At 33.7% G+C, this 15,321-nt stretch carries 5 protein-coding genes and 1 pseudogene; 4 read left to right on the top strand and 2 right to left on the bottom strand.

What is annotated here, in order from left to right; all coding sequences use genetic code 11:
- Nucleotides 1-424 precede the first annotated feature (424 nt).
- The 3 genes from H0V01_04210 to H0V01_04200 are packed head-to-tail and all read left to right on the top strand — an operon-like array spanning nt 425 to nt 8,503.
- Nucleotides 425-1,714 carry a DUF4434 domain-containing protein gene (locus tag H0V01_04210; GenBank protein MBA2582575.1) on the top strand — a complete coding sequence of 430 codons (1,290 nt, stop codon included), beginning with the start codon at nt 425-427 and terminating at the stop codon, nt 1,712-1,714.
- Nucleotides 1,704-5,669: a glycosyltransferase gene (locus tag H0V01_04205; protein MBA2582574.1), complete on the top strand. Its 3,966-nt coding sequence runs from the start codon at nt 1,704-1,706 to the stop codon at nt 5,667-5,669. Before H0V01_04210 ends, H0V01_04205 begins: the two co-directional genes overlap by 11 nt.
- A gap of 11 nt (nt 5,670-5,680) precedes the next feature.
- Nucleotides 5,681-8,503, top strand: a complete 2,823-nt coding sequence (locus H0V01_04200; protein MBA2582573.1) for a sulfatase-like hydrolase/transferase — start codon at nt 5,681-5,683, stop codon at nt 8,501-8,503.
- Between the two features lie 239 nt (nt 8,504-8,742).
- Here the strand turns inward: H0V01_04200 and H0V01_04195 are convergent.
- Nucleotides 8,743-9,943: pseudogene (locus H0V01_04195) on the bottom strand (IS5 family transposase).
- 451 nt (nt 9,944-10,394) lie between these two features.
- Nucleotides 10,395-12,713, bottom strand: a complete 2,319-nt coding sequence (locus H0V01_04190) for a T9SS type A sorting domain-containing protein (GenBank protein MBA2582572.1) — start codon at nt 12,711-12,713, stop codon at nt 10,395-10,397.
- Between the two features lie 284 nt (nt 12,714-12,997).
- Here H0V01_04190 and H0V01_04185 point away from each other — a divergent pair, with 284 nt between their 5' ends.
- Nucleotides 12,998-15,007: a T9SS type A sorting domain-containing protein gene (locus H0V01_04185; GenBank protein ID MBA2582571.1), complete on the top strand. Its 2,010-nt coding sequence runs from the start codon at nt 12,998-13,000 to the stop codon at nt 15,005-15,007.
- The last annotated feature ends 314 nt before the right edge of the window (nt 15,008-15,321 follow it).

Genomic DNA, 15,321 nt, shown 5'->3' with positions numbered 1-15,321 from the left:
CATTCCTCATTTGATTTATTGACCTTTTTGAATTTCAAATTCAACAGGCATTAAAATTCATTTGCTTCAAATAAGCCCCTTTGTTTAATTTCCGATGCTTATCCTTGTTTTTATTGTGGCATTTTTGATGAAAATCAATTAATAGAGCATAATGGGCAATTGCAAAGGTTGGAAATACAGCAAATAAAGCAATGCTGCATTAAACAAGCGAAGTGGAATTTCTAAACCCACTTGTGTAAAATCAAGACTTGGCTTTTTCCGCAAAGTGTTGAAACAAATTCCCAAATAAACTACCCAGATAATTTATCAAAATTCGGTGAGCCTTTCGCTTTTACAGAATAGTAGTTCTCCATTATCTGATAAAAAGAATGGCAGGAATTTTAAAGTGAAAACAAGGAATTATCTAAATATCAAAAATGTTTTTATGAGAGCTTTTTTTATCCATATTCTAATAGCAATTGTGCTTACAATACCACAAGTTCTATTATCCCAACCTATAAAAGTAGAAATAAGAAAGCAAAAAGAAAACAGCTATATTTTATATAGAGAGGGGAAGCCTTATTTTATAAAAGGGGCAGGAGGATTTAAATATTTGGATCAGTTAAAAACGAGTGGCGGAAATTCATTAAGATTATGGAATACCGACAATGCACAATCTTATTTGGATAGTGCTCAAGCGCTGGGTCTAACAGTTACTCTTGGATTGTTTATGGGAACAAAACAAACAGAATTTGACTATGACAACGAGCAACAGGTTTTGGAGCAATTCCTTTTTATAAAAAGCGAGGTTTTAAAATATAAAGATCATCCAGCCTTGTTGTTGTGGGGAATTGGCAATGAGCTTCACTTGAATGAAAAAAACAAGAAGGTTTGGAATGCTGTTAATGAAATAGCCAAAATGATTCATGAAATTGACCCAAATCACCCAACATCAACAATGCTTGCGGGCGCACCTCCTAAAGTATTGAAATATATCAGTAAACATTGCCAGAATTTGGACTTAATAGGCATAAATGTTTTTAAGGAACTACCAAGTGTGCCTTATATACTTGAACAGGCAGGGTGGAACAAGCCTTATATTATTTCCGAATGGGGCGCATCCGGTTACTGGGAGAGTGCTGTAACTCCCTGGAAAGCATTTATTGAGGAAAGCAGTTCACAAAAAGCCTTGACTTGTCAGAGCAATTATGAAAATTTTATTAAAAGAGACAAGGGTTTGTGTCTTGGAACCTATGTTTTTATTTGGGGAAGTAAAAACGAAGGAACACATACCCTTTTTGGCTTGTTCCTAAATACAGGGGAAGCAACATCAATGGTAGATATGTTAAGCTATTTGTGGACAGGGTACTGGCCTGAAACCAAAGCACCTGTTTTGAACACCCTAACCCTGGAAAAAAAGCAAGCTTATGATAACATTACTCTTCCACCAGGGAAGGTTATTACTGCACAAGTAAAAAGCAGGGCTACAAATGAAGGAGAATTGAATATAAAATGGGCCTTGTTTAAAGAAAATGAATCCACATTTAATTCAGGAGAATACATAGAAGTTCTGTTCGATTGCGAAGGCGGAAATGTATCTTTTCATTCACCCAATGAAAATGGAGCTTACCGGCTTTTTGTTTATGTTTTTGACCACAATCTGAATAAAGCAGCAACTGGGAATATTCCTTTTTTAATTCAAACCCCTATTAAAATAAAAGGAAATGGAAAATAGAAAAATTCTTCAACCAAATGTCACAAGGATTGTTTCTATAAGAAAGAAAGATAAAACAATCATTCGAATTCTCATTGTATTCGGAATAATTATCATCCTTTTATTTGCAAAATGGTTCTTTGATCCTATACACATAGGGCATCCGGTCCTGTTTTGGCTGCTGTCCTCTGCTCTTGTGTTTAAGTTGCTAAAAATGATACATGAATGGTATCATTACTGGGATGTAAGCATACCAGAGGTGCCAGAGATAAAAACCAAATGGAAAGTAGATGTTTTTACCACAGCATGCCCAGGGGAGCCAAAAGACATGATTATTAATACCTTAATTGCTATAAAAAACATAAGCTATCCACATACATCTTACTTGTGCGATGAGGGTAATGATGCTGAGCTTAAACAAGTTTGTGAAGATTTGGGGGTTATACATGTTACAAGAAAGGTGAAAAAAGATGCCAAAGCAGGAAACATCAACAATGCTTTAAAACAAGCATCAGGGGAAATATGTATTATTCTTGATCCTGATCACATTCCTATTCCAGAAATGATAGACCGGGTAATACCCTATTTTGAGGATAGCAAAATTGGTTTTGTGCAGTCCGTACAAGGCTATTACAACCAGAAGGAAAGTTTTATAGCGCAGGCAGCAGCAGAACAAACCTATCATTTTTATGGCCCAATGATGATGTGCATGAATACTTATGGCACAGCCCAATCAATTGGCGCAAACTGTGCTTTTAGAAGAGAGGCTCTTGATTCTATTGGCGGTCATGCTGCAGGATTGTCTGAGGACATGCACACAGCAATGCAAATTCACAGTAAAGGTTGGAAATCAGTTTATATTCCCGAAATACTAACAAGGGGTTTGGTTCCATCTACTTTGAGCGCATATTATTCTCAGCAATTGAAGTGGTCGCGTGGAACATTTGAATTGTTGTTTTGTACTTACCCAAAATTGTTTAACAAATTTAATTTTCGACAGAAAATACATTATCTCACTCTTCCATTCTATTTTCTTTTTGGCTTAATTACTTTAATTGACATAATCATTCCCTTATTTGCACTAGGTTTAGCAGAAGTTCCATGGGCAATTGATTTAAATAACTTTGCTTTGTTCTTTGTCCCCCTTTGCGGCTTGTCAATGGCTATTAGGTTATACGCTCAAAGATGGCTGATGGAAGAACAAGAAAGAGGGTTGCATCTTGCAGGGGGGATAGTAAGGAATGCAACCTGGTGGATATATTTACTCGGATTGATTTACAGCATTTTGAGGATCAAAGTTCCATATATACCTACTCCTAAAAACAACGAATCCGATAATCAGAAGGTACTCATACCAAATTTATTCGTATTTGTATTGTGTTTTGCTGCTATAGGTTATGGGTTATATATAGATTGGACCCCTTATAGTATTGCAATAGCATCATTTGCTTTTACAAATGCCTTTATTCTTATTCTTATGGTTTTTTTAAGCAGGAATAAGGTTTGGAAATTTATAAAGCATCCTATATTGAATTCAAAATTCAGTTTTTCTTTATTTATTCCTTTCGGTTTATTTAAAAGGCGAACAAAATCTATTTTAAATCCTACAATAACGTATAGTTCATTTTTCTTTATTGGGCTAAGTGTTTTCTTGTTTTTAAGTAATGTTAAACCAGGTAATTTCGAAAAGCCAGAGGGTGGCTTTTATACTGGGGTTTATTTTCCTGAATTCGAAAAAAATTATTCTTTAGATCCTGTAGAAGGGCTAGAAAAATCATTTAATACGTCATTTGATATTATTTCCTTTTATCAGGCATGGGGGACAAAAAGCCTTGAAGAATTTCCGGAAAAGTTTTTAAAAGAAATAACAAATAAAGGGGCTGTTCCAATGATAACCTGGGAACCCTGGTCCAATACCTTTCCTGATTATGAATTAGATCCCCAATTAAAAAACAACAAGGGGGTTTGCAAGGCAATAGCAGCAGGGAAGTTTGATAAATACTTAATGGAGTATTCTTTGAAGATAAGAAATTTTGGGGACCCTGTTTTTATACGCTTCGCTCACGAGCCCGATAATCCTGCCTATCCTTGGTCAACCTCTGGTGGCAATACACCAGCGGACTTTATTGCAGCATGGAGATATGTGTATGTTTTTTTCGAAAAAAACGGAGTGTCCAATGTCACCTGGGTGTATAGTCCATGGGATAGTGAAAACGTGAAAAAATATTATCCTGGAAAAAATTATGTTCATTGGGTAGCAATTACAGCATTGAATTTTGGAGAGGCAGGTGGAAAATGGATTTCATTCGAAAAACTTTATGAGCGTTTCAGAGACAATCTTTTGATTATTGATAAACCTATCATGCTTGCGGAATTCGGTTCAACTACTTATGGAGGAGACCAGGGCGAATGGATGTCTACAGCATTGAAACAAATAAAAAACAAATATAAGGAGATAAGCTCTGTGGTTTTTTTTAACAGCGACCAGGATAAAAACTGGCCTCCAAATTCTTCAGTAAAAAACCCGCCAACCTACATTAAATGGACCCTGGAAGATTCCGTTAACTTATATCCAACGATTAGAGAAGTTATGGCAAAAATTCCATTTGTTGATGATCCAGTAAAAAAGAAATCAAAATATTATAGCTATAAATTAAAAAAACACACACAACGAAAATTTATAAAAGGGAAACCGGGCTCTTTTGAACTATTGGTTGAGGATAAACCATTTTATATTAAAGGGGTTGCTTATAATCCAGGTCATGATTGGCGAGATGGCAACCACCCCCTTACACGAAAACAGGTTACCAAGGATTTTAAATTGATTAAAGCCATGGGGGCAAATTCTATAAGAAGATACAACCCTGGAATTTATGACCGAAATGTATTGCGAACTGCAAAAAAATTTGATTTAAAGGTTCTGTATGGTTTTTGGTTTGATCCCAAAGTAGATTATTTTACTGACACAATTCAAGTTAACAAATACATTAAAGAAGTAGAAAATACGGTTGTTAGATACCGAAATGATCCTTCTATTATTTCATGGACTATCGGAAATGAGGCTTGGGGCTTAACAAAATTTAAATTCTCTTATCCTTATTTGACTAAAGTGAGAATAGAGTATGTAAAAATGATAGAATTCATGGCCCAAAGAATCCATGAATTAGATCCTGGCCGACCGGTAATTACTGCATGTGAACATGATTGGTTTCAATTGGCAGGAGAATTAGTAGCCTATGAGAAAAATGCTCCATCACTTGACATTATTGCCATTAATTCCTATTACACCCAACAACTTGAAATGCTTCAGGATATTACATCTGCTTTTGATGCTAAAAGGCCTTATTTGATTTCAGAATTTGGTCCTAGTGGCTATTGGAATCCAAACTTTACAAAATTTGATGAGGAAATGATATTGTTGGAAGATAATGATTTTCATAAGGCAAAACTATATACAGATGAATGGACTAATTATGTGGAAAAATTCAAGGGGCATAATTTAGGAGGAGTTATTTATTCCTGGAGAGACAGGATGGAAGGCACGAATACCTGGTATGGCATTACTGATTACAAAGGGAGGTTAAAACCGACTTATTATGCCTTAAAAAATCTCTGGAAATACGATAAAAAAGATTTAAATACATCCTACATAAGCATTAAAAAGCCAGAAGAAAAAGTTGCAGGGGCAAAACAAGTTACTTACGGCTTAGAATTAAATGCAGACTGGAAATCCAACAAAAATATAAGGTATGAATGGTTTTTATATAAAACAGAGCAATGGAGCAGCAGTGGGGAAAAAATAATGCTTGAGAAATTACCTAATATTAAAGCGATAGATAAAGGGGAATCTGCAATAGTTACCCTGCCCACAGAGATCGGTGATTACAGAATCTATGCATATGTGTATGACAAAAACAACAATGTATACACTGCTTCAAAAGGTTTTAAGATTAAAAAAAGCACTAAAAAACAATAAATATCAAGCAGATGAACAACTATTTAATTTTAATTTTCACAAGTCTTTTTTCCCTTTTAGTATTTCCTACAAATGCTAAACTGGTTACCCATTCTTTTAAATACCATTTAGCTGTAAGTGGGGAAGTGTTCTTTGTTTGGGGAGGTGAAAAATGGAAAGTAGCTCCACTTGAACTAAGGCCTGCCGGAACATTAATTAATAATGGAATAATGCATAGTCCTATGAAACAGCAAGGCCATTATTATTCAATTGATATTATAGCGCATGAAAACAGTGAAATAAATTATGGTTTTTGTATAAAAACAGAAACACCTGATTTTCCCCATGATTATATTTGGACAGGAGAGTATAGCACAATTGCAAGGGATTCAGTATCTGAAATAGTGCCCCAAATAACCACTATTGAACAAGTTGGCAAAGTGATGAACTTTAGTGAAATAATTAATTTTTCCAATGATTCGGCCTTAATAACAACTACCATTAAATATCATTTCCCAAAAGCTGCTGATGTGGATCTTGTATGGGGGATTAATGGATGGAGTTCTGTTCCTGAAGCACTAAGACCAAAAGGCTCTTTCGTTCAAAATAATATTATGAGAATTCCCATGAAGAACGTTAAAGGCACTTTTATTACAACCTTGACCGTGCCCAAAGGAGCCGTTTTGAATTATGGATACATGATAAATAAAATTAAATTTTCTTTTGAAGAATGTCAATATTGGGATGAAAAAGAAGACTTTCCAATTACACGATCAAATAGTGAAATAATGGATATGCCTTCTGAACAAGCAATTATCTATGTAAACAGGCCACAAGCTTTTCCAAACATTGCAAAAAATTCTTTTTATATTCTTTCAGCTTTTATACTGATTTATTTAATTTTTAAATACCTAATAATAAAGAAATTTTTTAAAAATCAGAATTCATTCCTTCATTCAGGAAAAGCCTGGACTGTTTCCCTTGCCGTTTTTCTTATTCTAATTAGAGCCAACGCAGCAGGAATAAAATATGATGTAGATACATCGTACTCTTTGCTTACCCTTGATGTTTTTAAAGCATCGGTATATGATGTATTTTATATTACACTTTTATATATTTTGTTTTATGTAATCCATGTTTTTTTTAAAAACAGGATTTTTTTAAGCAAAATTATGAATGGAAGTTTTATTTTTCTTTGCTTTTTTTCTTTGGTAGTTGGCGTATTTAATATTAAAGCTGTTGAAATGCTTGGCACCCCATTTAATTATCAATGGCTTTATTATTCTGATTTCTTGGGCAGTGTTGATGCACGAAATGCTTTTACAAGCAATATCAATTTTGAACTAATAGTCAATATCCTTGCCTTGTGCGTATCGTTATATATTTTAAAGGAAATAACTCAATCGGTCTGGAATAGCCTGCATACTAATAAATATAAAAAAATTCTTTCTTATGCTTTTCCGGGCTCAATGGTTGTTTTTTATGCCTTTTCTTATTTAACAATAGATCAATCATTTAAAGATAAGGGAAAATTGCAAAACCCTATAATGGCATTCCTAAGTTCAATGATAGATACGAACCTGAACCCTGACATTCTAAGTTTTGAAGTTACAAAAGAATACAACCAGGAGTTTGAAGAAGGTAAAATTAAGCGGGTTGAACAAATCGATAGTGCCAGAATAAAAAATGTTGTTTTATTCGTAATGGAATCAGTATCAGCAAAGTATTTAAATTTATATGGTTCTAATTACAAGGCCACACCTGTTTTGTCTTCTTATTTTAATCAATCTTTGGTTTTTGAAAATGCTTATGCTCATGCCCCATCCACTAACATCTCAATGGTTTCATTACTTGCCGGAATTTATCCCTGGATTTCCTATAAAAGTATTACGAAAGAACATACCAATATCGATCATCCTACCCTAAGTTCTGAATTACAAAAGCAAGGATTCAGGACCTCTTTTTTTACATCTGCGGATAATGATTTTCAAAATGTTGGTTCATATTTGTCTTTCAGAGATTTTGATGTGGTTAGCGATTTTAAAAATGGGACTTGTGCATCAAATCAACTTATTGTAAAAGAAAATCCCTGGGAAAATTCTGATGGCGCAGATGATGAATGTATTGTCAATGATTTCAAAAAATGGGTTTCAGATGATAAGTCGAAACCGTTTTTTTCAGTCCTCTGGACGTATCAAACGCATTACCCATACTTTCTTACAAGTGAAAAAGAAGTTGATTACAAGGTTGACAATCCTGAATTTAACAAATATTTGAATGCACTTAATCATACTGATGCAGTAATAGGCAAACTATTAAAATTTTTGGAGGAGAGTAATATTATGGATTCTACTTTGGTTGTAATTGTTGCTGATCATGGCGAAGCATTTGGTCAGCACGGGCAAACCGGCCATGCCTCTAAGTTATACGAGGAAAACATTCATGTTCCCTTGATTTTTATTAATCCAGTATTGTTTAAAGGTACACGTAATCCTGTAATTGCTGGACATATAGATATTGCACCCACCATTTTTAATATGCTTAACCTGCAACCAGCTAAAGAATGGCAAGGCGAGAGCCTATTAAACAGGGAGAGAATTCCCAGGACCTATTTTTATGCACCATGGTCTGATTTCCTTTTTGGATACAGAGATGATAAAATCAAGTTCATATATAACGCAACGAGCAATTCACATGAAATTTATGATTTGGAATTTGACCCTGATGAAAAAAAGAACGTGGTAAACACAAAAAAAGACTATGAGAACGAAGGAAGAAAAAGGCTTGCTGCATGGGTACAATACCAGGATAAATATATGAAGCAGGCATTTGAAAAAAGCAAACCTAAGCCTTAAGAGTTGATAAATTAAAGCCTTTTTCTTTTCAAAAAAATGGATCGGGCAAATTGGAAATGATATTTCTGAGGGGAAGTATAGGATTATGAATATATTAATTTGAAGGAAAATGAATTAAAAAGGGGTGTAAATCAACAATGTAAATAAGTATTGGTTGAGCCTTAAAAACCCCATTTTAGAATAAATATTTCTATAAACATATTTTCAAAACTGACAATATGTTTTTGAAAAAGAGAACAAAAAGATGATTTCCATTTGTTCATCATTCTTTTGAAATTAAAAGCAGCAGCAGCTAGAATAATATTGATATTGTCCCCCACAATACCTTTGTAAAAGTTCCTGCCCAAATGATGATCTGTTTTAAGATGGCCTATCACTGGTTCGATTGCAGTTCTAGTGGTGTGTGCTTGTTTTAGTTTTTGTTGCTGATACTTTGTTTGTGTTTTATTGTTGAAGGGCTTTGGTATTAGAATGTGAGTTTCTCCTTTTTTGATTTTTCCGCGATAGCCTCGATCCACCGCAGCTTTTTTGGCACTTTACCGACCATTCTTTCAGCCTGTTCTAAAGCTGGTTCTAAGGTGTGTCCGTCAAACTCGTTCCTAAAACCCATTGCTCCGATAATCACACCGGTGTTTTGGGTGTAAATGAATGATGCTTTATTGCCAAACTCGAACTTTTTATGCTCTTTCCCTTTAGAAATACATACTGTATTTGGTTCATGTAATGAATAAATTTTATTCTTACTGTTTCTCTTTTGCTGAAGCACCTGTTTAAAAAGTACAATTACCTTTTGATGCACAGAATCCGTTTTGAGATTTCGTTCTAATTCACGAACTAACCTCCCTGCAATTGTTTTTACCTTTTTATCAGCTTTTCGTGCTTTTGCTTTGTTTTTTGATGGTTCCGAAAGCGTTGATCTACACTTATTTTTTTTAATACTCTTGTGTAAGTTTGTTTTTTATGCAACTTGCTATCTGTAGGAAATGTAATGTTTTTCTCCTGAACGGTTGTATCAATGCTTACATTTTCGTCATCGCCATTATTTTCATTAATTCGAATGCTTTCCTTTAAAATCAATTCTATCCCTGATTCACCTCTCCGCTTACGAAAATGAACTAACTCAGAGGCTTCACATGGAGCAGAAGATAAAAACTCTTGGTAGCCGCAAAAATATTGGTAGTAAAGATTTTCGGCCCACTGTTCATCAACACTTTCATCTGAAATGTTAAGAATGTGTTTCAAAATCAATAATCCCACCATCAATCTAATAGGTTTGGCTGGACGGCCATTATCCAGGCAGTAAAGTGGGCTGAATGCATTTTCAAACATCTGCCAATCAACCCTGTTGGCTAAAACATACAAAGGATGCCGTTGATTTAGAGTGTCTGGTAAAGAAAAGAAAAAACTAGACTGATTTAATATTTTTGGTTTTGATAACATAGTTTCAATTTGCAAGTTTTACGAAATAAATATACGAAATCTTGCAAAATAAAACACATATTTCTGCTTTCAAAATACTAACAATCAATGTGTTAACATCTTTTTAAGGCTCAACTAACTAAGTTTTTAATTTCAAGAAATGAGATATATTTATTGGAATGAGACATATAAGAATTCAGAAAATTATAAGTAAGACAAAAAAATAAAAAAGAAAAAACGGAAGCTCATGAAAAGTATGAAGAGAATGCACATTTGTTAATCTGTTGAAAATATTTGCATTTTTGGTATTTCCTCAAGCTTCGCAACAGGTGCCTCAAGTAAAGGGTTTTGTGGTTTGCAAAATTCAGTGCATTCTACTACTTTTCCTGCTCATTCTATAAACCCCACCTGAAAGCCGCCCAACATTGGTCTAATCTTTTTTGAAAACACTGCTTATTTTCCAACCTTGGCTTTAATGACTTTTTATTATTTTAAATCTTTGCAGGTTGTTTTCATCACCTATTAATATAAAATAGATGCCTGGTTGTAATGATTCCATTGAAAATTTGGAAACATTTTCAGTTATAATCTCTCTTTTAATCAATTCTCCTAAAACATTGTATAGCCTAAGGACATAAGTTCCTTTTTCTGAAATTTGTATTGAAATAAAATCCTTTACGGGGTTTGGGAAAAAATTCATTTCATTTCCTTTTTGTTCTGTTGTTCCTGTAAATGGATTTTTATCATAAGCAATATTGGAAGAAGAGTTTTTATAGTAAATCCCATATTGGTTCGAGCATCCTCCATAAGGTCTGGTAGCTTGCACTTTAAAATACGAAGGAGTAGATCCAATAGAGGTTTCATAGTGTAACTGTTCAAGCTTTACAGAATCAACTAAAGTTAAATTTTCGGGAGAAGGGCCTTGAAAAATATAGTAATTATTGAAGTTTAATCCATCATAGGCGTTCCATGATAAAATATAATTTTGATCTTCCTTTTTCACTTTCAAATGAATGCTTCTATTACTTTCACTCAAAGTGGATTCGTACTCGCAAGTGTCAACAGCTGAAATTTTATATCTTGCTGGTTTTTCAAAAGAATAGGACATACTGTCAATATATTCAGCATTATTATTATAAGAAACGGTATCAATAAATTCAAAATATCCTTCTGAAACTTCCTTATAAACGTTATAATATAAAATTCCATAAGAATCAACGCTACGCCATAAAATTCTATTATTACCTGTTTCTTCATCAACAGTAATTAAACAGATATTTGATGCAGCAGGACCCCTATGTGAATAAGTGGTGTATTCTTGTGACCTGGAAACACAGCCTGATTTTTCAGTAACTTTAACCCAATAGGTAGCACTTTCGGCAGATTTAATAATTCTTGCTGTTTCTCCTGTTGACCATTCATAATTTGTATACCCATCTGTTGCTTCAAGAGTAGCTGTATCTCCAAAGCAGAAATGGTATCTATAATCATAAAAATATCTTGCGGAAATATTAACTAAAGGCGGAGTACAAGGAATATCCTGAATTTTGGAAATAAAATGAGCATAATAAGGACCGGTATTAATTATAACATCATTTCCTATGGCTACTGTGTCACTTAGTGTTTGCCCAATCACATATAAATTTCCCTGATTATCTTCGGTTATTCCATGTATCCGGGCTTCATGAAATCTTGTTTCTCCTAATATTTTTTTATCTGCATCAAATTTTTTAATGATATGATACCCACTAGAGGTACCTGGGCCTGGATAAATGTTTGCTCCTTCATTTCCTGTCAGGAAAAGTGAATTATCTTTGGTGAAATGAAAATCTGTATACCCTATTTCACATTTATAACTATAACTCCATAAAGAATTTCCCGTTTTAGCATTATATTGAATAATAGTGCCCGTACCACCATATTTACCACTACAGTAATTTAATAAATAAGGATCTCCGGCCTTATCGAGTTTTAATTTTTTTAATGACCAACCATAATAACATCCAGGCCCATTAACATATTTGCTCCAAATAATATCAAAGCTGGAAGTTAATTTTCCCACATATCTTCCAGCTCTGGGTTCTGGGGCTTCAAGTGGATGTAACCCTTTCCTGTCAAACAATAAATAATAATTCCCGGAATTGTCTCCTGTCACTTCAATTCCTGCATTGGATCCATAAACATCATCCAAGTTATCTAGAAAATCATATGTTTTTAAATAGATTAAATCACCCTGTAGATTTAATGTGGCAATAAAGGCACTTTGTGAAAAATTTCCTTGAAAATTATTATTAAGATAGATCTCATTTTCTATCCCTCCTGTAATAATTAACTGATTGGTAATCTGGTTAAAATAAATAGAATTCACTGAGTTCATTCCTGACCCTCCCAAGCTTTTTAACCATTCTATATTGCCGTTTAAATCCATTCTGCCAAACATACCATCTCTTCCTCCTCTGCTTTTTATAGTAATGCCATTGTAGGTATGCTCATTAGAAAAATAACCAGCAAAATAAAAATGATCCTCTCCATTATAAATTAATTTGGAAATATAAAAATTGGGTTGCCAGGTTATGGAGAAAATACTGTCCCCTAAGGAAGAAAATTTTTGCAAATAGGATTTGGATTGATAAGAAGTTCCTCCATATTCATAAATGTTTCCCCATTTATCAGTTAAAATTTCAGTTGCAGCACCATAAGGTACCTGCCTTTTTTTTGCCCATTGGATTTGCTGGGCATATCCTGAAACAAGGAACAAAATCAAAAACAGTAATGAGGATAATTTTTTCATACACAATTTGTTAGACTGTAATATTTCCAAAATTATTCCTTTTTGTTTGATGGATAAAGCATTTGGTATAGGTCAACTATAAAGTGCATTACTCAAGCACTTTTCGCTTTTACATTAAATAGGTTGATAAATATTTCTTTATGTAAAAAAAGGAGCTAAATATCCTCATCATGAGAAAATGTTTCTTCCTTCTTAATTTAAGGAACCTCCAAAACTTCAATAATAAATATTGTAACAAAAAAGGCAGAGTTTTTTACTGTTTTTTTCAAAGAGATAAAATGAAAATGCTTACAATAATAATTGTATTAATTCTATTCAGGATTAATCTGTTTGCCCAGGACTGGGAATGGGTATTAGAAGCAGAAGGAATTGAAAATCTTCAAACGGCTTCCGATGAAAAAGGAAACCTATTTGCTTCGGGAAACTTTAAAGGTTCATGTAGGATTGGAACAACAACTATAAAATCTTCTGAAAAATCAAATTGTTTTGTTTTAAAATTCAATGATCAGGGAAACATAATGTGGTGGAAAACACTTGCCAGTACCGATACAATTGAAATGATCGAACTCAAAGCAAGGGCTGAAACAGCATATATTGGAGGCAGTTTTACTGGTAAATTAAAATCAGGTTCAGGAAATTATACCTCAGCAGGTGGAAGGGATATTTTTATTGCTTCTTATGATGGTAATGGAAATTTACAGCTGATTAAAACAGATGGAGGACCAGTAAATGAAGAAGTAAAAAGTATTGATATAAGCTCAAAAAAAATTCTACTCGCTGGTTCCTTTACTAATGGAGGAAAAATTGCAAATCACAACTTCGCCTCTATGTCCACTTATCAAAATGCATTTTTTGCTACATATGATTTTTTAGGCACTAATTTAATTGCAAATGAAATTGAGGTTAGCCCCGATACAACTTCTTGGGGAAATGTAATAGAACCTTCTGCAACAATTTTTAAAGCAAGATTAGATCATCAAGAAAATATCATTTTAGTAACAAGTTTTTCAGGTAAGAATATTTATGAACCGAATTATGAAATGGTCTATATTGTTTTGAAATTTAATGCTTTAGGAAAGTTTGTAAAGTCTCATACATTAGATGCCAACCATATTTACAATAGGATTATTGGATTAGAAATTTCTGATCAAAGGGAAATTTTAGTTTATATGTCACAAGGGGCAAATCATTCAGTAGGGCATTCGCGAATTGGATATTTAGATGAAGACTTAAACAGAAAGTTTTATCAAACTCATCGCGCAAATAACCCTTGTGCATTTGCAATAAATGGTAAAAAATTAGCAACTGCAGGGAGTATTTCATATGGATCAGACTTAAATGCAGCAGGTTTATTAGTGCAGAGTTTTAATTCAGAATTAGAATACTCATTGAGTTCAAACAATGCTAGTTATTATTCAATTAGATCTCAATCTATTACAATCAGTAATAATAATTTGTTTTTAACAGGTGCATGTGAAAAATTTGCAACATTGGGATCCTATGAAATTGGTTCTAACGGTCAACAATTTTTAGCCAAAATAAACTCAAATAAGAAACAACCTTTACCCGAGGTCTATTTAAAAACTGACACGATCATCACCTGTGTTGGAAAAAAGGAAATAATAAGAGCTGTTTTTAAAAATGTGAACTCATTAAAATGGGAAATTGAAGGATATAAATATGTCTTTCAGGACAATACCCTTTTTAAGTTTAATCCCGAAATGACGTATTATGATTCAGGCAAATATTCAGCCTCAGTAGTTATAAGAAATACTTCGGGAGAAGATTCTGTTTTGTTCAAAGACTTGTTTATTGTAGATTTTGATGAAATAGAGGTAATAGATGAAAGTGGTCAGTTCTGTTATCCTTATGATAGTATACCGCCTACTTTTTATATGTGGCATAAAAATGATAGTTTGATTTCTTATGGAGCTTACCAAAGATGCTTCACCCCAGATGACTCAACAGCCACTTATCACTTAATAGTATCCTTTAAAGGGGAGGACTGCTGGGCTAAGTCACAAATTTTATATGCAGGATCTCTTAATTTAACAGATCATTTAGACCTGAATTCTTTTTTTCTATACCCTAATCCTGTAACTACTCATTTCATCATTTCTTTTGAAGGAGATTATGCTGATTTAACAATTGCAGCGTTTTCAGGAAAAAACATTCTGAATAAAAAAGTAAAAAACAAGGAACAAATAGAAGTAGGCTTTCTTTCAAAAGGAATTTATTTTGTTCAGGTTATAATAGGTAAGGAAGTGGTTAGGAGAAAGTTGTTGGTGAATTAATTTGTTGCTGTGTCAATGAAACCCCGTACGCTAAGCTGCCGGGCCAGCCTGTGGGAAGGGCTTAGTGTGGAACCTATCCTGTAACTTTTAGTTACGCTTGCAGCATGCCAAACTCCGTACGCTAAGCTGTCGGGCCTGTCTTAACGGTATTACAAGCATAGCTGAAATGGTTTCAAATGAAGTTAAGTTGTAGTCGGTAATCAACAATGCACAGAAAATGGTAAATAAGAGTGCACAGAAAATGGAAACAAGAGTGCACAATTTGGTCAAAGGTATATCATTTGTTTTTAGGTTCAAAAATTGTTTTTCTATTT

Source organism: Bacteroidota bacterium (genome assembly GCA_013696965.1).
In the GTDB taxonomy this organism is placed as follows: Bacteria; Bacteroidota; Bacteroidia; order JACCXN01; family JACCXN01; genus JACCXN01.
This window is presented reverse-complemented; position numbering and strand designations above follow the sequence as displayed.

Excerpts from the sequence above, each read along its gene's own strand:
- H0V01_04210 (MBA2582575.1), top strand. The coding sequence starts at position 425 with ATGAGAGCTTTTTTTATCCATATTCTAATAGCAATTGTGCTTACAATA.
- H0V01_04205 (MBA2582574.1), top strand. The coding sequence starts at position 1,704 with ATGGAAAATAGAAAAATTCTTCAACCAAATGTCACAAGGATTGTTTCT.
- H0V01_04200 (MBA2582573.1), top strand. The coding sequence starts at position 5,681 with ATGAACAACTATTTAATTTTAATTTTCACAAGTCTTTTTTCCCTTTTA.
- H0V01_04190 (MBA2582572.1), bottom strand. The coding sequence starts at position 12,713 with ATGAAAAAATTATCCTCATTACTGTTTTTGATTTTGTTCCTTGTTTCA.
- H0V01_04185 (MBA2582571.1), top strand. The coding sequence starts at position 12,998 with ATGCTTACAATAATAATTGTATTAATTCTATTCAGGATTAATCTGTTT.